17 protein-coding genes are annotated in these 17,561 nt (G+C 59.9%); 8 read left to right on the forward strand and 9 right to left on the reverse strand.

The annotated features are described in order from the left end of the window. Positions 1-15 precede the first annotated feature (15 nt). The gene (locus HLG82_RS06870) at positions 16-258 is read left to right on the forward strand and encodes a WhiB family transcriptional regulator (protein WP_193326127.1); all 243 of its coding nucleotides are present in this window, start codon (positions 16-18) and stop codon (positions 256-258) included. Between the two features lie 84 nt (positions 259-342). Then, on the forward strand, positions 343-1,260 hold the full coding sequence (locus tag HLG82_RS06875) for an aldo/keto reductase (protein ID WP_193326128.1): 918 nt from the start codon (positions 343-345) through the stop codon (positions 1,258-1,260). A gap of 59 nt (positions 1,261-1,319) precedes the next feature. Here HLG82_RS06875 and HLG82_RS06880 read toward each other — a convergent pair whose 3' ends face one another. Then, entirely contained in the window at positions 1,320-2,744 is a 1,425-nt protein-coding gene (locus tag HLG82_RS06880) for a sensor histidine kinase (protein WP_193326129.1), read from the reverse strand. Between the two features lie 38 nt (positions 2,745-2,782). On the opposite strand from HLG82_RS06880, the gene HLG82_RS06885 reads away from it, so the two are divergent. From HLG82_RS06885 to HLG82_RS06895, 3 genes are all read left to right on the forward strand, one after another. Then, positions 2,783-3,307 carry a DUF2505 domain-containing protein gene (locus HLG82_RS06885; RefSeq protein WP_193326130.1) on the forward strand — a complete coding sequence of 175 codons (525 nt, stop codon included), beginning with the start codon at positions 2,783-2,785 and terminating at the stop codon, positions 3,305-3,307. An 80-nt stretch (positions 3,308-3,387) separates the two neighbouring features. Further along, on the forward strand, positions 3,388-4,194 hold the full coding sequence (locus tag HLG82_RS06890) for a thymidylate synthase (protein WP_193326131.1): 807 nt from the start codon (positions 3,388-3,390) through the stop codon (positions 4,192-4,194). Between the two features lie 8 nt (positions 4,195-4,202). Next, positions 4,203-4,751 (forward strand): dihydrofolate reductase, encoded by a 549-nt coding sequence (locus HLG82_RS06895; protein WP_193326132.1) that lies wholly within the window; start codon positions 4,203-4,205, stop codon positions 4,749-4,751. Between the two features lie 56 nt (positions 4,752-4,807). Here HLG82_RS06895 and HLG82_RS06900 read toward each other — a convergent pair whose 3' ends face one another. The 5 genes from HLG82_RS06900 to HLG82_RS06920 all read right to left on the reverse strand — a co-directional run bounded on the left by HLG82_RS06900 (position 4,808) and on the right by HLG82_RS06920 (position 10,932). Continuing rightward, entirely contained in the window at positions 4,808-5,677 is an 870-nt protein-coding gene (locus HLG82_RS06900) for a CE1759 family FMN reductase (protein ID WP_193326133.1), read from the reverse strand. Next, positions 5,674-6,885 carry an LLM class flavin-dependent oxidoreductase gene (locus HLG82_RS06905; RefSeq protein WP_193326134.1) on the reverse strand — a complete coding sequence of 404 codons (1,212 nt, stop codon included), beginning with the start codon at positions 6,883-6,885 and terminating at the stop codon, positions 5,674-5,676. The genes HLG82_RS06900 and HLG82_RS06905 overlap by 4 nt, the downstream gene beginning before the upstream one ends. Before the next feature lie 581 nt (positions 6,886-7,466). Continuing rightward, positions 7,467-8,219 carry a succinate dehydrogenase/fumarate reductase iron-sulfur subunit gene (locus HLG82_RS06910; protein WP_193326135.1) on the reverse strand — a complete coding sequence of 251 codons (753 nt, stop codon included), beginning with the start codon at positions 8,217-8,219 and terminating at the stop codon, positions 7,467-7,469. Then, a complete protein-coding gene (locus HLG82_RS06915; protein ID WP_216858923.1) occupies positions 8,216-10,243 on the reverse strand; it encodes a fumarate reductase/succinate dehydrogenase flavoprotein subunit in 2,028 nt (675 codons plus the stop codon). Before HLG82_RS06915 ends, HLG82_RS06910 begins: the two co-directional genes overlap by 4 nt. Continuing rightward, on the reverse strand, positions 10,240-10,932 hold the full coding sequence (locus tag HLG82_RS06920) for a succinate dehydrogenase cytochrome b subunit (protein WP_193326137.1): 693 nt from the start codon (positions 10,930-10,932) through the stop codon (positions 10,240-10,242). The genes HLG82_RS06915 and HLG82_RS06920 overlap by 4 nt, the downstream gene beginning before the upstream one ends. A gap of 162 nt (positions 10,933-11,094) precedes the next feature. Between HLG82_RS06920 and HLG82_RS06925 the strand changes: the two genes are divergently transcribed. Next, positions 11,095-12,087 carry a calcium:cation antiporter family protein gene (locus HLG82_RS06925; RefSeq protein ID WP_193326138.1) on the forward strand — a complete coding sequence of 331 codons (993 nt, stop codon included), beginning with the start codon at positions 11,095-11,097 and terminating at the stop codon, positions 12,085-12,087. Between the two features lie 125 nt (positions 12,088-12,212). Here the strand turns inward: HLG82_RS06925 and HLG82_RS06930 are convergent, their stop codons facing one another. Genes HLG82_RS06930 through HLG82_RS06940 form a run of 3 tightly spaced genes read right to left on the reverse strand, consistent with a single transcriptional unit; the run spans position 12,213 to position 14,092 of the window. Beyond that, positions 12,213-13,025 carry a hypothetical protein gene (locus HLG82_RS06930; RefSeq protein WP_193326139.1) on the reverse strand — a complete coding sequence of 271 codons (813 nt, stop codon included), beginning with the start codon at positions 13,023-13,025 and terminating at the stop codon, positions 12,213-12,215. Next, a complete protein-coding gene (locus HLG82_RS06935) occupies positions 13,025-13,723 on the reverse strand; it encodes an ABC transporter ATP-binding protein (protein WP_193326140.1) in 699 nt (232 codons plus the stop codon). The genes HLG82_RS06930 and HLG82_RS06935 overlap by 1 nt, the downstream gene beginning before the upstream one ends. Positions 13,724-13,729: 6 nt before the next feature. After that, positions 13,730-14,092: a GntR family transcriptional regulator gene (locus HLG82_RS06940; RefSeq protein WP_193326141.1), complete on the reverse strand. Its 363-nt coding sequence runs from the start codon at positions 14,090-14,092 to the stop codon at positions 13,730-13,732. 110 nt (positions 14,093-14,202) lie between these two features. On the opposite strand from HLG82_RS06940, the gene HLG82_RS06945 reads away from it, so the two are divergent. After that, a complete protein-coding gene (locus tag HLG82_RS06945) occupies positions 14,203-15,480 on the forward strand; it encodes a hypothetical protein (protein ID WP_193326142.1) in 1,278 nt (425 codons plus the stop codon). A 723-nt stretch (positions 15,481-16,203) separates the two neighbouring features. After that, positions 16,204-17,403 carry an IS110 family RNA-guided transposase gene (locus HLG82_RS06950; protein WP_193326143.1) on the forward strand — a complete coding sequence of 400 codons (1,200 nt, stop codon included), beginning with the start codon at positions 16,204-16,206 and terminating at the stop codon, positions 17,401-17,403. Positions 17,404-17,561 lie beyond the last annotated feature (158 nt).

Here is a 17,561-nt window from a genome sequence, read left to right on the forward strand (position 1 = left end):
TAAGGAGACTAATTCATGGATTGGCGCCATCGGGCAGCATGCCTCAACGAGGACCCGGAACTCTTCTTTCCGATTGGTTCCTCCGGCCCTGCCATGGCACAGGTAGAGCGCGCAAAGGCCGTGTGTGCCACGTGCAATGTCCAGGAGATCTGCTTGAAGTGGGCGCTTGAGAATAATCAGGATGCCGGCGTCTGGGGCGGCATGTCGGAAGATGAGCGCCGTGCCCTCAAGCGCCGCACTGCTCGCGCACGCCGCTAGAGATTTTCGCTGATGGGGCCGGCATTCACCGGCCCCATTTTGCTGCTCGCAGTGCCACAATAGAAATGCGGGTAAGGAGCGGCAATGAAGAACATAGAAATCGGCCCCATCGAGACCTCGAACATCGGGTTGGGGCTCATGCGCATCGCGGACAAGTCTGACGATAAGATCCGCTCGCTCGTAGGCGCAGCACGCGAGGCCGGAATCAACTTCTTCGACCACGCAGATATCTACGGCTCTCACCTGCACGAATGTGAGGAGCGCTTCGCGAGCGCCCTTCAGCTTTCCTCCTCCGAGCGTGAGGAGGTGACGATCCAGACCAAGGCGGGCATCGTCAAGAATGAGGGCTACTACGATTTCTCATACCACTACCTGGTCGGCGAGGTCGAGGATTCTTTGCGCGCGTTGGGCACCGATTACATCGACATCCTGCTTCTACATCGTCCCGACGCCCTCGTCGAGCCCGAGGAAGTTGCCCGCGCTTTCAACGATCTGGCCGCATCCGGTAAGGTGCGCTATTTCGGCGCCTCGAACCACACTCCGTGCCAGATTGAGCTCCTCAAGCACACCGTGGACCAGCCGCTCGTGGTCAACCAGGTTCAGCTTTCCATCGCGCACTGCCCGATGATCGCCCAGGGCGTCGCGTCGAACATGATGCACGATCAGTCCACCGACCGCGACGGCGGCCTCATCGAATACGCGCGTCTTTCCGGGATCACTCTCCAGGCGTGGTCACCGTTTCAGTCGGGGACCGGTCATCTCTTCGACGCCGAATGGTTGCCCGGGCTCAACGCCGTCATGGATCGGGTCGCGGCCGAGTACCAGGTATCTCCCGAGGCCATCGCCACGGCCTGGATCACGCGCCACCCTGCCAACATTCAGGTCATCCTCGGCTCGACCTCGCCCGATCGGGTCAGGGCAGCCGCCGCCGGATCGGAACTGAGACTCACGCGGGCACAGTGGTACGAGCTCTTCCGCAGCGCGGGCCACGTCGTCCCCTAGCGTTCTTGTCCCGCAAGCATTACGCCTGCGGGGCAAGCTCACCTCCGGGCCCACGTCGTCTACGAACGGATGATGAGGTCAAGGACGACGACAGTCCCGCCACCGGAACGCTCCTGCCACGCGATGCGCCCCTTCAGCTCGGAGACCACCATCGTTTTGACGATTTGCGTGCCCAGACCCGTGGGATGGTTCTCTCCCATGCCACGGCCGTCGTCGGCAATTTCGATGTGGAGCTTTTCGGCGTCGCGCTGAGCCTTGATGTCGAGGCGGCCGCCCTTGGGCAGCCCGTGTTCGATGGCGTTGGAGATGATCTCGTTCATGACGACGCCGAGCGCCGTCGCTTGCTCGGCGCGCACCCGCCCGAAATCACCCTCGAACGTCGTCACCACGGGGTTATCGGTCACCGCCGTGTCGCGTACCATGCGCATCACCGGAACAAAGACCTGGTCGAAATCGACGACCTCATCGATCGTCTGGGAAAGCTTTTCGTGAACGACGGCGATCGTGGCCACGCGGCGCTGCGCGGTTTCCAGCGCCATCCGTGTCATACCTTCGCCTGCCCTGCGGGCCTGCAAGCGTAGCAACGCCGATACCGTCTGCAGATTGTTCTTCACGCGATGATTGATCTCACGAATCGTTGAATCCTTGCTCATCAACTCGCGTTCCTGGCGGCGCAGCTCCGTGATGTCGCGGCACAAGACGATGGCACCTTGGCGCTCCCCCATGCGAATCAAAGGAACGGCCCGGAAGGAGACGACGACGTCGTTCCGCTCCAGCTCGGCCATCCATGCTGCTCTCCCAGTCAGTACGACGGGCAGTGCCTCGTCAATTTGGAAAACACCGTCGAGATCATCCGTGATGGCCTCTGCGAGGATCTCTCCCAAGAGCGGCTTTTCCACCCCGAGGCGGCGAAGGTGCGAAATGGCGTTCGGGGAGGCATAGATGACGCTCCCTTCGCAGTCCACGTGTATCAGGCCGTCCGTCACGCGCGGGGTTCCATGCCGATAACCCGATGGCGATCCGTCGATCGGGAATTCCCCGTTCATGACCATGGACACCAAAGTGTCGGCAATGGACTCGTAGTTGGCGAGCATGACGGTCGGCACGCGGTCGACGAATTTGGCCGTCACGATCCCCATCACGGCGATGATCTCACCCTGACAGGAGACGGGAACGAGGCGGATGTTGACGCCGTCGTCTTCCGTGAAAATCTCTTGACCACTCTGACCGGCCTTTTCAATAAGCTCAGCCTTCCATTCCTTTGTGGGCTCGCCGACGAAGTCTCTCTGGTGGACCGTCGCGGCTGTCGCCGGGCGTGCCTGAGCCGCCACAACGACGCCCCTATCGGTACGCACGTAGAGAATGAGGTCGGAGAAGGTAATGTCGGCAATGATCTGCCACTCGCCCGTCAGGTGGTGGAGCCACTCGCGCTGATGGGCAAACAGGTAGGAGTCACGGCTAAGAATTCGCGAAAGTGTTGACACAGTACCACTGTAATGATTATTCGTGTTCAATAGTAACTATGAAGTTCGAATCCGAGACCAGTTTTGTCGGCCCTCTTGACCTCGTCGTCGATGTACTTACCTCCGAAGAGCTACTTCGCGCACGCGAAAAGGCCGCCGGGGTAACCCAGGAAGTCGAATTCGCCAAGGACGGCGACACGCATTCGTTCCGCCTTCAAGTCCCGGCAGATCGCATTCCGGCCGCCGCGCGGTCCTTCCTGCCGAACGGGATGAAGATTTTCGCCACCGCAACGACTGTCGTCCAGTCTCAAGCCGGGCGGATCCACGGCGCGAAAATCCCTTACGTCATCGATGTCTCTGGCGCCCCGGCATCCGGCTCCCTCACGATGCTGCTCGCCGACGGCGGCGTGACCACTCCTGCCAAGATCACCGGCGAGATCAAGGTCAGCTTGCCACTCATCGGCGGCCGCATCGAAAAGATGGCTGTTGACCAGCTTGGCAAAATCATGAGCCGAGACACCGCAATCGTTAACGCCGAGATTGCCCGACGCCGTGCCGACGGCCAGGCCGATTCGGCGTCGTGAGGCGGGGTTCGGCGTCGTGAACGAGCACTGACCCAGCCAGCACTGGCCACGGAGGCGCCAACCATGACTAAACTACAACCATGGCTGTGATCAATAGACAATACGAGGATCTGCTTGCGGACGTGCTTGAAAATGGGGTGCAAAAGGGCGACCGCACGGGTACAGGCACACTGTCAGTTTTTGGGCGGCAACTGCGTTACAACCTTGCTGACGGGTTTCCCCGTATCACCACAAAGTTCGTGGCAATGAAGGCCGTGAAAGGCGAGCTGCTGTGGTTCCTGCGGGGCGAGACCAACGTCGGTTGGCTCCAGGAACGCGGAATCACCATTTGGGACGAATGGGCCGACGAACGCGGCGAGCTCGGGCCCGTCTACGGATACCAGTGGCGCTCGTGGCCGACTCCCTCCGGTGAGCACATCGACCAGATCGCCCGCGTCATCGAAACGCTCAAGACCAATCCTGATTCGCGTCGTATGGTCGTCTCGGCGTGGAACGTTGCTGACCTCGATGCGATGGCCCTGCAGCCGTGCCACGCGTTCTTCCAGTTCTATGTGGCCGACGGCAAGCTCTCGTGTCAGCTCTATCAGCGCTCGGCGGATCTCTTCCTCGGCGTGCCGTTCAATATCGCGTCCTATTCCCTGCTGACACACATGGTCGCTCAACAGGTTGGCGTCGAGGTGGGAGATTTCGTGTGGACGGGCGGCGACTGTCACATCTACCTCAACCACATCGATCAGGTGAAGGAGCAGATCTCGCGCGAGCCCTACCCCTTCCCCACGCTCGAATTGCGCAAGGCTGATTCCATTTTCGACTACGACATGGACGATATCCTCGCCTCCGAGGGCTACCAGCATCATCCCGCGATTAAGGCGCCGGTGGCTGTCTAGTGTTGGGAATGATCTGGGCCCAGGGCCATGACAGGGCAATTGGGCGCGAGGGCGGCATGGCGTGGCACCTGCCGGAGGATCTGGCATTTTTCAAGCGGATGACCATGGGCCATCCGGTTATTATGGGCCGGCGGACGTGGCAGTCGCTGGGTCCGACATTTCAGCCGCTTCCCGGACGCAAGAATATCGTCCTCACCCGTGACGGCGACTTCGCCGCTCCGGGAGCCCTCGTCACCGCCTCGCTAGACGAGGCATACAAGCTGGCCAGGTCTGACGACGCCGACGCGCTGGTGTGGATCATGGGAGGCGCCCAGATTTATGAGGCAGGCATGGCGTTGGCGGACGGGATCGTGGTGACGGACGTCGATATTGACGTCGCCGGCGCGGATGCGTTTGCACCCATGATCCCCCGCGATTGGGAGACGATGGACTGCGCCCCAGATCGAGGCTGGCACGTGGCCGACAACGGCACCCGCTACCGCATGACTGTGTACCGGCGCAGGCGCTCCGGCTTCGATCCTGGCCCGCTGGAAGCGCCGGAGCTACGCGCTTGTTAGCGCGTGAGGCGCGGGCGGCGCGGGAATCCAGCTCTTCACCCGGCGGCGGCGCCGTGCTAGCTCGCGAAGAGCTCGTCCATTGATTTGAAGTCAGCAAAAATTGCCTTGGCGGCCTTAATATCATCTTGGTCGGACGCCGTTTCTACGTCAGACGCAGTCGCTAGGACAGACGTGGCGGTATCTGGGCCAGAGGCATCATCGAGGCCCGCGGCAGAGGTGGCGGCAGACGGCGCGGCTGAGGTTGCAGAATCTCGCACTGCGGAGTCTTGCGATTCGACGCTCTCCCCGCCAGCACGCGAACCTTGTGATCTGCCAGCACTCCCACCACCAGAATTGATACCGGCTTGACCAACGCCCCCGAGACCTAGCTCGGCTCCGCCGCCACCTGTCGCCTGCCACGTCACGAGGATCTCGTTGGCCGCCCGTTGGATCCGGGAGGCTAGGCTCACACCGCCCTGGCCGTCAGAGTCGGCTGCGTGCGCGCCAAAGTCTTCGGTTGCCGCATAGACCGCCGTCGGTACGACGAAGGCGCGCAGGTAGGTCAGTAGCGGCCGGATTGCATGCTCCGTGACGAGCGAGTGCCGTGGCGTTCCCCCGGTGGCACCGATCGCAACGGGCTTGCCACGCATATAGTCCAACGGGAGCACGTCGAAGAAGGACTTAAAAAGCCCCGAAAACGAGGCGTTATATGCGGGCGTCACCGCGATGACGGCGTCGGCAGACCTGACACGGTCGAACGCCGCCTCCAGTGCCGGGCTGGGAATCCCCGTGAGCATGTTGTCCGTGATGGCGTGCGCGAGTTCGCGGAGCGAAATGACGTCCGTCTCGGCTTGGGTCTTGCGCGCGAGCGCGCCGGCCATGGCACGGCCCAGCTGGTCGGTCGTCGAGCTTTCGGAGAGGGAGGCGGATACGACTGCGATTTTCATCGTCCACTCTCCGCTTCCCGAAGCAGGTCATCGGCGTGCTCGACGGAGGCCGAGTCGCTTTCCTGTTGCTGGTAGAAGGAACCGCCGGTGACGTCGTCGACACGCACCGTCGGCGAGCCCGTGTCAACGACGCCGGAGGCCATACGGGCTGCGAGAAGCGAAGCGTGGGTCGGAGCATGGGGCACGCCGGGCTCGCGCATGGACTCGAACTCCTCGCGCATGACGGGCACAATCTCGCCCAAATGGTCGATCTGCTCGAGGACCGTCTTCAACGGAAGGCCAGCGTGGTCGAGGAGAAAGAGTTGGCGCTGATAATCGCCGACGTCCTCGCGGAAGCTGAGCGTGCGATCGATGACCTCCTGCGGCGATCCCACGGTGAGCGGTGTCTGCGCGGAGAAGTCTTCAAGCGAGGGGCCGTGGCCATAGACGGGCGCATTGTCAAAGTACGGGCGGAACTCACGCTTGGCGGTCTGGGAATCCTTGGCGATGTAGAACTGACCGCCGAGGCCGACGATAGCCTGCTCGGGTCTCCCGTGGCCGTAGTGGGCGAAGCGCTGGCGGTAGAGCTGGATCATGCGCTTGGTGTGGCTCATCGGCCAGAAGATGTTGTTGTGGAAGAAGCCGTCGCCGTAGTAGGCAGCCTGCTCGGCGATTTCCGGCGAGCGGATGGAGCCGTGCCAAACGAAGGGTGCCACCCCATCGAGAGGGCGCGGGGTGGAGGTAAAACCGCGAAGGGGCGTACGGAACTTGCCCTCCCAGTCCACGTCCTCTTCTTCCCACAGGCGGCGCAGGAGTGAGTAGTTTTCGATGGCGAGCGGAATACCCTGGCGGATGTCCTGGCCGAACCAGGGGTATACCGGGCCGGTATTGCCGCGCCCCATCATGAGGTCCATGCGCCCGTCCGACAGGTGCTGGAGCATGGCGTAGTCTTCCGCAATCTTGACCGGATCGTTCGTGGTGATCAAGGTCGTCGACGTCGACAGGATGATTTTCTTCGTCTGTGCCGCAATGTGTGCCAGCAGGGTTGTGGGCGACGATGAGAAGAAAGGCGGGTTGTGGTGCTCGCCGATGGCGAAGACGTCGAGGCCGGCGTCTTCGGCGTGCTTGGAGATAGTTACTGCGGCCTTGATGCGCTCAGCTTCGCTGGGTGTGCGCCCCGTGGTGGGGTCAGTGGTGATGTCAGAAACTGAGAAGATTCCGAACTGCATGTTGACTCCTTAGCATTGGCCGGTGTTCCGGTACCGTCTGCCAGAAGACTAACACCACTTAATTGAATCTTCAACTACTGCAACCTGGTGATGCCGCCACAGCCTAAGCATTGCATCACGATATGGCATTCACGGCTCGAGAGAGGACGGCAGAAAGGGGGCAAAGTGTTGCAAAAATATCGATAATTGACCGACGATATTTATATTTATGCAGGTCGCAGGCATACCGCGCCGAGGAAATTTTGCTGAAACATCCTACACCAATCCCCCACGGCCGTCATTTCCTACCCTTATATCAGGTTGTTGAGGCGTGCAGGAGTTTGGTGAGTCTCCCGCGAACGGCGCCGGCAACCTTTGCCACGATATGTTTCACCACTTGCTCCTGTCTGACAGCAAGTGCGACGCCGCGCAAGACGCGGCCGGGGGTGGCAAGATTTGGCCCGGTCTGAAAGACCGGGCCAAATCCATCTTTGCGCTCCCACCTTCTGCAGAAGAGCGCATCTATCCGCCACGTTCGGCCCCCGCAACCGCTACGAGCAAGCGACCCCGAGCGAGCCGGCCCACGCGCGGGGTCGCGCAACCTACTTGGCAAGCCGGCGCGCGAACACCGCCCGTAGGCGCTCCTTATTCACCGCGGCGACGGCGGACAGTGGCACGTTTGCCGGGCAGACCGCCGCACACTCGCCATAGTTGGAACACGGGCCGAAATTCTCATCGGCGACGGCGATCATCGCCGTCGCGCGGCGGGCGCGTTCTTTGCTCGGCAGGGGCAGCATCGCCAGGTGCGTCAGCTTGGCTCCGAGGAAGAGGTGGGCCGCACCATTGGGACATGCCGCAACACACGCGCCGCACCCGATGCACGCCGCGAAGTCGAGGGCGTTTTCAACTGTCTCATGATCGACCGGAACCGAATCGGCGTCGGGCGCGGTACCCGCATCCACCGAGACGTATCCGCCAGCCTGAAGGAGCTCGTCAAGCTTATGCCTATTGACCATCAAGTCACGAAGCACGGGGTAACTCGCCGAGCGCAGCGGCTCGATCCGCACAACCGAATCGTCCTTGAATGAACGCAGCCGCTGATGGCAGGCCGGCGTGTTGCGCTCAGGCCCGTGAGGCCTTCCGCCAACCAGGATGCCGCACGCGCCACAGATCCCCTCCCGACAATCCGACTCAAAGGTGAAGGGTTCCTTACCGGCATTGACCAGTTGTTCGTTGAGCCTGTCGAGGAGCTCGAGAACGCTCATCGAACCGTCGAGCCCATCCATCGTATGGTACTCGAAGCATCCCTTGGCCCCCGGGCCGGGCTGCCGCCAAATTTCTAATGTCAATTTCATGAGTAGCTCCTCGTTGCCAGCGGAACCGCGGTGAATTCCAACGGCTCCATGTGGCGGATGAAGGTACCGCCCGCACTCTCCCACGCCGAGGCAAACGCCCATTGTTCATCGTTGCGCTTGGCCTCACCGTCGGTTTGGTACTCGAAGCGAAAGTGCGCGCCCGCCGATTCTTCACGATCGAGGGCGTCGATGCACATGAGCTCGGCAAGTTCGAGGAAGTCGGCCACGCGCCCGGCTTTCTCGAGCGTCTGGTTGATTTGGGCGTCGCCGCCGGGCACGGACAGGTCCTCCCAGAATTCGTCCTGGAGGCGGCGCACCTCGGCCAGCGCCGTCGTCAGAGACTTCTTCGTGCGACCGACGCCGCAGCCCTCGTACATGATCTGTCCCAGCTCTCGATGGAACTGGACGGGGCCTCGTGTGCCACCAATGGACAGCAGGCGGTTGGTGCGTGCCCGCACACGTTCCATCGCCTCCACAACGGGAGGCGAATCCGGGCCCGGCAATTCCTCCCCCAAATGCCTAGAGAGATAATTGGGCACGGAGAACGGGAGGGTGAACCATCCGTCGACGCAGGCCGAGAGCAACGAATTCGCACCTAGGCGATTTGCTCCGTGGTAGGACCATCCGGCCTCCCCGCCCACGAACAATCCCGGGATCGAACTCATCTGGTCGAAGTCGGTCCACAGTCCTCCCATCGTGAAATGCGCACCTGGCGCGATACGCATGGGCGTCTCATAGGGGTTCTCCCCCGTGGCGTGCTCGTACATGTGGAAGAGGTTGCCGTAGCGTTCGGCAATAACTTTCTTGCCCACAGCCGCGAGCGCGTCCGAGAAATCGAGGTAGACGGAGTTCTTCAGCGGCCCGACCCCGTGGCCCGAGTTGATTTGCTCGGTTGCCGCACGCGAGGCGATGTCGCGCGGGGTGAGGTTGCCGAAGGCTGGATACTTGCGTTCGAGGTAGTAGTCCCGTTCTGTAGGCGGGATTTCTTCGGGCGGGCGATCGTCGCCGGCACGGGCGGGCACCCAGATTCGCCCGTCGTTGCGTAGCGACTCGGACATGAGGATCGTCTTGGACTGGTAAGGCGAATTAACCGGTAGCGCCGTCGGGTGGAATTGCACGAAGGATGCGTGGGCGAGGTAAGCGCCATGCTTGTGTGCGCGCCACGTCGCGGAGGCGTTCGAGTTCAACGCCAGCGTTGATTGGAAGTACACCGAGCCGTATCCGCCGGTGGCGAGCACAACGGCGTGGGCCGGGATGGCGCTGACCTCACCGGTGACAAGATCGCGGATGACGACGCCGCGCGCCACCCCGTCGTCCATGATGAGGTCGAGCATCTCGCTGCGAATGTGCAGCGTGACGGTTCCGCGCTTGATCTGGCGTTGGAGCGCCTGGGAGGAAGCTAGCTGGAGTTGTTGGCCGGTCTGGCCGCGCGTGTAGTAAGTGCGCGAGACCTGCACTCCTCCGAACGATCGGGTGGCGAGCGTTCCGCCGTATTCGCGCGCGAAGGGAGCACCGATGGCGTTCATGTGGTCAATGACGCGTATCGACTCTTCACCAAGCCGGAACGCTTCGGCCTCGCGGGCGCGGAAGTCTCCGCCCTTGACCGTGTCGGTGACGAATCGGTGTAACGAATCGCCGTCGACTTTGCGCCCTCGCGCCGCGTTGATTCCGCCCTGGGCGGCGACCGAGTGGGCGCGCCTCGGCGCGTCGTGATAGGTCACCGAGTGGACGTTGTAGCCCAGCTCGCCCAGCGCCGCCGCACAACCCGATCCCGCCAGGCCCGTCCCCACGACGACGACCGTGAACTTCTTCGTGTTCAGCGGGCTGACCAGCTTGTATGAATCACGACGCCGTCTCCAAGCGCTCGCCGGATCGCCGTCGGGAATGTTGCCGTCCAGCACGCGTCCGAGCCTCGCGCCCTTGATCTTGACCCTCGGCGGTGTGAAGCCCTCGGGGAAGGATCCGTCGGCGACGGCGTCGTTGATTCCGCTCTGAAGGTCGCGAAAGAAATTGAAGAAACTCATGAGAGCCACCCCATCTGTACTGCAAGTGGAATGGAAGCGTTGGCGAGCAAAATGGCGATCGCGGCCAGCGCCCCCACCCATACGAATACTGACCGCAACCGGGCGCCCATAGAGCCGAAATCGACGGCGAGGTTAAACGCTCCATGCGCCACGTGAATGGCAAGAAACACCATGGTGGTGGCGTAGAAGATTGCCATGGCGGGGCGATCGAAGGACGCCACGAGGTTGGAATATGCCGCCGACGCGCCGGCCGTCGGACCCTGGAAGGAGTCCGTCGCGATCGGTGTAGCCCCCACCGTCAGGTCGAGCAGGTGTACGACGAGGAAACCAAGGATAAAGATGCCCGTCACCGGCATGAGCCGCGCCGAGAGGGCTTGCAGTCCGCTGAGCTTGCGCGCCCGGTACTTGCCCCGGAACTTGCGCCCGCGCAGATACACGAGAGTGGCGGCCCACACGTGCAAAATCAGGCATGCACCCAGCACGACGCGCATGATCCACAAGACGCCAAGTTTCGGAACCAATGGGTAAAACGCGCCACGTAACCAGTGGGCGTAGCCGTCAAAACTTTGCGGGCCCATGTACACCTTGAGATTGCCATACAGGTGGATGAGGACGAAGATCGCCCAGATCGCGCCCGTCACGGCCATGGTGACCTTCAGCGCCCACGAGGGCGGAGCTTTGAGTTGCATCGTTGCCTCCTTCCCACCATTATCCCTGGCATTCGATGTGATGTATAGCACCTATGTCCCGACTGGGGTGGGTTACACTAGTGTGGACTTCCGGCCGGGACGACCCGGCGCCGGCAAACCGGCACGGACACTCGGCGAGGGACGGCCCTCAAGAAAGTACACATGCCTGCTGTTATTGCTTGGTTGGCCGTCGTGTTGACGTCGGTGTTGTCGTTTCAGGGAATTGGTGCGCTCGTCGGCATATTTGCGGCGATCGTGTATGCCTCATTCGGGGTCATGCACCGTGCGGACGCGTTGGCGCGTCGGCTAGGCGAGCCGTTCGGGACCATCATCTTGACACTGTCGATCGTCGTCATTGAGGTGGCGATGGTCGCCAGCGTTCTGCTCGGTCCCGGGGCACACTCCTCGATCGCCCGTGACGCGGCGCTTTCGGGAGCCATGCTCATCCTCAGCTGCATTCTGGGGTTCGCGATCGTTGTGGGTGCGCTCCGGCACGGGCCACTAGACATTCGCCGGCCAGCGCTCGCACAATATCTCCTCGCGCTCACCGTCCTCGGCTCGGCAACCTTCGCGTTTCCACTGGCGCTCGGCGGCGCGCTCTCGGGTTTTCCGGCGGCGGTCATCGGGGCGCTTGTGCTCGTCAGCTACGCCCTGTTCATGTGGCTCCAGCTCGGTCCTCGCTCCGGCGACTTTGCCGAAGCAGTTCCGCCACCGCGTAGCACCGAGCCCATCGGCACGAACCTGGCCTGGCTCCTTGTGACTCTCACGCCCATCGTGCTCCTCTCGCACGCCATGAGCCCCGTGCTCGACGCCGTCGTGTCGCGTACCGCCGTCGCCGGGCTGATCCTGGCGGCCGTCGCCCTCCTTCCCGAAACGCTCACCACGGTGCGCGCCGGATGGAACGGTCAGACTCAGCGCGTGTCGAACCTGACCCACGGAGCCCTCGTCTCCGTATTTGGCGCATCGGTACCCGGCGTTTTACTGATCGGTGCCCTGACCGGCCAAGCCATCAACTTGGGGGCCAGCGCAACCGATCTTGGATTGCTCCTGGCTACGCTCATCGTTCAGTCGACAGCGCTGGCGCTTGGCCGATTCACGCTCGTCCACGGAGTTGGGCACCTCGCGCTATTCGCGGTCTACGTAGTTCTCCTCTAAGAGCTGGCACGAGTGCCTCAGAGCCGGCAGGGGTGCCGGCGTCCGCGGCCGTTCGATGCTTGGGGCGGGTGGCGAGACGGCCCGACACCACTCGCCACGTGCCCCACCCGCCCGTCGGAATCTGCCTACCTCACCGAGGGGCGCTCGATCATACGCAGGCCCCACCACGTCAGGCTCGAAAGATAGACGAGCGTTACGGGAATGAACCCCAGCCCTAATACATTCGGGTCCGCTCCCGTTCGGATCGTCTCAATGAGGGTAGACGCCATGGTCGCCCAGGTGAGCTCGCCCGTCGATAGGCTGAGCGCGCCAGGGAGGAAGATCATGCTCACCACATTCAAGAGCTGGCCAACGGCATAGGCGAGGACGATCGCAAGGATGAAGGTGCCAGCATGGCGCTGATACTTTTCCTGGGCGGTGATGGAAATGAGCGCGGCCACGGCTGAGACATACAGGAAGACAAACAGTAAGATGACGACGCCGACGGTGATGACCTTCCACGCTCCAAGCTGCCCCAAGAAGTCACGGATCGGGCCGAACCAGACCGACAGGCTTTCGCCGCTCGCGCGCGCATTGGCCCAGAGCGTTGACAAGAGCGCAACGAGGATGATCGCGATCGCCGCCATAACCATCAGGTAGGCGAAGACAACTTTTGCCCAGAAGACCTGCCTTCCCGTAGCCGGGATGGTGAACGTGAAATAGGCGCGCGAGCCGCGCGTCGTCTGCCAGTACCCAAGGCCGAGGAAGATGCAGGTGGCAACGAATGCAGCGCTAGCTCCTCCAATCGCAACAATCGATGCGAGTGAGGAGACGAACTGGATGTTCAACAAGTGAACCGGGAAGGACAGCGCAACCACTACTAGGGCTACAGACAACGTCCCGAACACCACTGTCTTCTTGTAATCAAGCCATTCTTGAGCAAAGAGTTTTCCAAACATTAGCGGTATTCCTTCCGAGCGAGCGCGTCGATAGAGAGTCCGGTTTCGTCGCGGAGGTCATCCGCATTGCCCGAGTAGAGCACGCGACCGTCTTTGAGCATCACAACGTCGTCGAAGATCGCTTCCACGTCAGATACCAGATGGGTGGAGATAAAGAGGAGGGCGTCCTCGGGGAAGTCACGCAGGATCCCCTCAAGGATGACTGAACGCGCGCCCGGATCGACCCCGGAGATGGGCTCGTCGAGGAGGTAAGCCTTGGCACGCCGCGACATCACGAGCGCGATCTGCACCTTCTCCCTCGTACCCTTGGAAAGCTCCTTGATCGAAGAGGTGCTACTGATATGGAAATAGTCGAGCAATTCGGCTACTTTGCGCTCGTCAAAGTCAGCGAAGAACCTTGCGAAGAGCCGTACGGCATCGGCAACGGTTTGTTCGGCGTCAATAAATTCTTCGCTCGGCAGGAAGGCCACAAGCGGTTTGGTGGAACAACCTGGCTTGTGTCCCAAGATCGTCGCCGTCCCGCCATAATCGGAGATCAAACCCGCAAGAATCTTCAATAGCGTGGTCTTCCCAGAACCATTGTGGCCAATCAGCCCAACAACCCTGCCCGGGACGAGGTCCAAGTTGAGCCCATCGAGGGCAACAGCGTTGCCGAATCTCTTCGTCAACGATGTCACATGAATAAGCGATTCCATCATTCTTCCTTAGTTAGAACTGATCCAGCGTTGTTTGAGGAGGTTTGCAGCCCCGTCGAGGTTGAGTCCCAAGCCTTGAACCGCCGCGATATGACGGTCTGTTAACGCCGTGGCAGCCTCCTCCCGACGCCGTTGGATTACGCTTTCGTCATCAGTCACGAAGCGTCCTTGGGCCCGTGCGGGGACTGTCAGCCCGTCGTCGTCAAGCTTGTTAAGTGCGCGCTGAATCGTGTTCGGATTTACCCCTTGTTCAAGCGCAAGTTCGCGCACGCTAGGGATCTTCACACCTGGCTCCCATTCGCCACAGATGATCTTTTGGCCAAAATTCTCCGCGAGTTGGATCCAGATGGGCCGGGAATCATCCAAAGCCATAAATACCCCCTTTACCACTGTATTAGTGTATTAACACAGTGACACAGGGGGTACCATATGTCAAGACGCAGCTTACGCACACTCCGAACCAGTAGTGGCACAATATACCTGTGGTATCTCAAGTCTCAGCACATAGCCAAGAATCAGTATGGTTTATCCGAAACGGACTACCCACCATGCTCTCCTTCGCCACGCGCGGCTACCAGATCCTCTCACGCTTATTTCCATTGGCTAGCTTTGGCGCGATCTATGCCCTCTGGCAGGTGTTAGCGCTTTGGCTACTGGGAAGACTTAAACAGACGGGCGTCATCTTAGAACGTAGCGAAGTCAATTTCACCGGACAGGTATCCGAAGCCAGCATCTGGCCCTTAATTGCGCTCGTTTTCTCCATCCCCGCCGCAACTGTTATCACTATCGTCATCATGCTCGCTATGCGTAAGCGCCAGGCCAGCACACGCGCAGCATCAACTGCGATAGCCACAGCAATATACATCTTTAGCCCAGCACTATCGGCGATAGTAGACGATTCTTCAACCCTCGCTACCCCTCTGCTTTCCGCCATCCCCACGGTGATCTTTCGTTGTGTCATCACTATCGCAACACTCTTATTCTTCTGGTTGGGCGGTGGCATCATTTTGGCGTGGGCAGGAAGGCGCGCATTACGCCAACTCGATTCCCTCGCAATACTCGTCGCAAAAGCTCTACCGCTTCTTATCATTACTCTGCTTTTTGTGTTCTATTCGCAAGAAGCATGGCAGATCGCACGTTCAAATAGTTGGAGCAAAATAAGCACATTGGCACTGATTCTGGTGGGCTTAACAATCGGGTTAGTGGTCATCTCCTCACGCGAACGAGTCCTGGACATCCTCGATACGCCGATCGACGACGAACGGGCAAATCAATTACTTGCCGAAACCCCTTTCAAACTCTCTGACAATGCTCACCCAGCACGCTTGACTCGTCTGCAAAGGGGAAATCTTATCCTGAATCTGGCCCTCACTCACCTGATACAAGTGTTCTGGTTCATGATCCTCGTTATAGCATTCCTCCTTCTTCTCTCAGTTGTGTCGGTACCTGATCCGCTAGCACAAGCGTGGCTCGGAGAAGCGCGCGACCATATCCATTTGTTCGGCATCAAATGGGCATTTGGCGAAGACGACATCAAGGTGGCCCTCATCTTGGCCAGCTTCGCTGGGCTTTCTTTCGCTGCATCAACAACAACCGAACAGACCTATGCCAAAGATTTCATCGCACCTCTACTCGAAGAGATACGAATTACAAAATTAGCTGTCCAGGCCCACCAGGTGGAGGTAGAACAAGCCGGGCAACTATCCAGGATATTCAGCGATTCGAAGGAACTGCTCGATTCCGTTTCCCACAACGAATAAAGACCACGAGAACGGCCAAGCTCTCCTTCCGAACAGGCCCAGCGAAATGTTCCATCCCCGGCTGTCATAAAACTCGGAAAACACCGTAGAAATCCATGATCTGGGCATATCTAACAGCCCGCCACGCCATCGAGGGCGCGGCTCTGTGTGCCAGCCTCGTTGCGAGTCAGTATGAGGTCATTTTTGGTGTTGGGGCGAGCATTTCGGGGTTCTGTCGTATGGTCAAATGTTTCTGAGCCGATTGTGCATTTGTCATTGAGCCAGTGGGTGGCTCAGTTTTTCGCGGTAGAGAAAAGGACACTGGCAGGTTCGTGTTCTAGATTCCTGAATGTTGTTTATTGCGATGTTCAGGAAGGAAAGGAACTTGACCATACCAGTGTCCGTTCAAAAAGATATCAAATCTCGCCTTGGGCAAGGACAGAGCCAGCGCCCGCCCTGCCGGCAGCACGGCCTGCTTGCCCCGTTACTTTTTTGAGGAGCCCTAGTTCTGTTGTTTGTGCGGGATGATGGGTTTGTTGGCTGGACGATCCCGGCATGATTGTCTGCCCCTGTCTTTTGAATGATCCGGGGGTGTTGTCACCGGGATCGGACAGACATGTTCGTGATTGCTGATCAGGGGCGTGGCACTGGAATAGGATGCCTGTCGTAACGTGGGTGTAAGGCGGATGTGTTTGCCCTAAGGCCAACGAAGTTAACCGTTTCTACCTCGAAGGCGAGAGCATCATGGAACCTGGAGATTTCAAGATCTGGCTGGGTATAGACGTGGGAAAGGCTGACCACTGGGCAACCGCTGTTAACGATTCCGGTGAGCTGGTTTACTCCCACTCTTTGCCTAACGATGAAAGCAAACTACGCGCGATTTATGACGATCTAGCAGCCCAAGGTCGTTTGCTAATAGTTGTCGATCAACCCGCGACAATTGGCGCTTTAGCTGTCGCAGTTGCACAATCGATGGCAATCGCTGTCGCATATCTACCAGGCCTGGCGATGCGGCGCATCGCAGACTTATACCCAGGCAATGCGAAAACTGACCAACGCGATGCGTTCATCATCGCCCACGCAGCTCGTACAACGCCTCACACGCTGCGAACTCTTCGCACTATCGACGAAGACGAAGCCGAGCTGGGGATGCTCACCGGGTTCGACGACGACCTCGCACGCCAGATCACCCAGACTCGTAACCGCATCCGCGGTTTGTTGACACAGATTCACCCAGGACTAGAACGCGTGATTGGACCACGCCTGGACCATCCAGCAATCCTAGCCATGCTACAAACCTGGCCTGTTCCTGCCGCATTGAAGAAAGCTGGCCACTCTCGCATTGGCGCCAAACTCAAGAAACACGGAGCCAGGCGCTGGCAAGCATGGGCCAATGAGATTATCGACGCTCTTGCCACACAGACAGTGACCGTGACAGGCACAAACGCGGCAGCCATTGTCATCCCACACCTAGCACACACCTTAGCCGGGCTCTACCACCAGCGTGATGATATCGAGACACAAATCGAGAAGCTGGTGACCGAACACCCTCTTTACCCGGTCCTCACCTCCATGCCAGGAATTGGGGTGAGGACCACCGCTGTGATCATCGCCGAGCTTGCAGGAAAAGAATTCGACTCCGCCGCCAATCTCGCCTCCTACGCAGGCCTAGTACCAAGAACACGTCAGTCTGGAACATCAATTAAATCCGAGAACGTATCCCACACAGGCAACAAACGCCTCAAACGAGCCCTATTCCTGTCCGCCTTCGCTTCCCTACGTGCCGATCCCATTTCACGACGCTATTACGACAAGAAACGCCTTAACGGAAAACGACACAACCAAGCCATCATCGCCCTAGCCCACCGACGCCTAACCGTCATCTACGCCATGTTACGAGACGGCACCTTCTACGAAACCCAGCCCCCTAAAAAAGCCGCCTAGACTTGACAGAAGACATAGGGGCACCCCCAGACGCGCTGGCATACCCAGAGACCTGCTCCTCCCGGGCGGACTTGCCAAGCACCCCAGCTCAAGCAACCAGCACCCCGGAATCAACCACAAACCACCAAACTCACAACAGGCTGACAAGCACGGGGTAT

This window comes from Trueperella pecoris (genome assembly GCF_014926385.1).
GTDB lineage: Bacteria > Actinomycetota > Actinomycetes > Actinomycetales > Actinomycetaceae > Trueperella > Trueperella pecoris.

What these genes read in the sequence shown, in the direction of transcription:
- HLG82_RS06870 (WP_193326127.1), top strand. Translation starts at nt 16, where the DNA reads ATGGATTGGCGCCATCGGGCAGCATGCCTCAACGAGGACCCGGAACTC.
- HLG82_RS06875 (WP_193326128.1), top strand. Translation starts at nt 343, where the DNA reads ATGAAGAACATAGAAATCGGCCCCATCGAGACCTCGAACATCGGGTTG.
- HLG82_RS06885 (WP_193326130.1), top strand. Translation starts at nt 2,783, where the DNA reads ATGAAGTTCGAATCCGAGACCAGTTTTGTCGGCCCTCTTGACCTCGTC.
- HLG82_RS06890 (WP_193326131.1), top strand. Translation starts at nt 3,388, where the DNA reads ATGGCTGTGATCAATAGACAATACGAGGATCTGCTTGCGGACGTGCTT.
- HLG82_RS06895 (WP_193326132.1), top strand. Translation starts at nt 4,203, where the DNA reads ATGATCTGGGCCCAGGGCCATGACAGGGCAATTGGGCGCGAGGGCGGC.
- HLG82_RS06900 (WP_193326133.1), bottom strand. Translation starts at nt 5,677, where the DNA reads ATGAAAATCGCAGTCGTATCCGCCTCCCTCTCCGAAAGCTCGACGACC.
- HLG82_RS06905 (WP_193326134.1), bottom strand. Translation starts at nt 6,885, where the DNA reads ATGCAGTTCGGAATCTTCTCAGTTTCTGACATCACCACTGACCCCACC.
- HLG82_RS06910 (WP_193326135.1), bottom strand. Translation starts at nt 8,219, where the DNA reads ATGAAATTGACATTAGAAATTTGGCGGCAGCCCGGCCCGGGGGCCAAG.
- HLG82_RS06915 (WP_216858923.1), bottom strand. Translation starts at nt 10,243, where the DNA reads ATGAGTTTCTTCAATTTCTTTCGCGACCTTCAGAGCGGAATCAACGAC.
- HLG82_RS06920 (WP_193326137.1), bottom strand. Translation starts at nt 10,932, where the DNA reads ATGCAACTCAAAGCTCCGCCCTCGTGGGCGCTGAAGGTCACCATGGCC.
- HLG82_RS06925 (WP_193326138.1), top strand. Translation starts at nt 11,095, where the DNA reads ATGCCTGCTGTTATTGCTTGGTTGGCCGTCGTGTTGACGTCGGTGTTG.
- HLG82_RS06930 (WP_193326139.1), bottom strand. Translation starts at nt 13,025, where the DNA reads ATGTTTGGAAAACTCTTTGCTCAAGAATGGCTTGATTACAAGAAGACA.
- HLG82_RS06935 (WP_193326140.1), bottom strand. Translation starts at nt 13,723, where the DNA reads ATGATGGAATCGCTTATTCATGTGACATCGTTGACGAAGAGATTCGGC.
- HLG82_RS06940 (WP_193326141.1), bottom strand. Translation starts at nt 14,092, where the DNA reads ATGGCTTTGGATGATTCCCGGCCCATCTGGATCCAACTCGCGGAGAAT.
- HLG82_RS06950 (WP_193326143.1), top strand. Translation starts at nt 16,204, where the DNA reads ATGGAACCTGGAGATTTCAAGATCTGGCTGGGTATAGACGTGGGAAAG.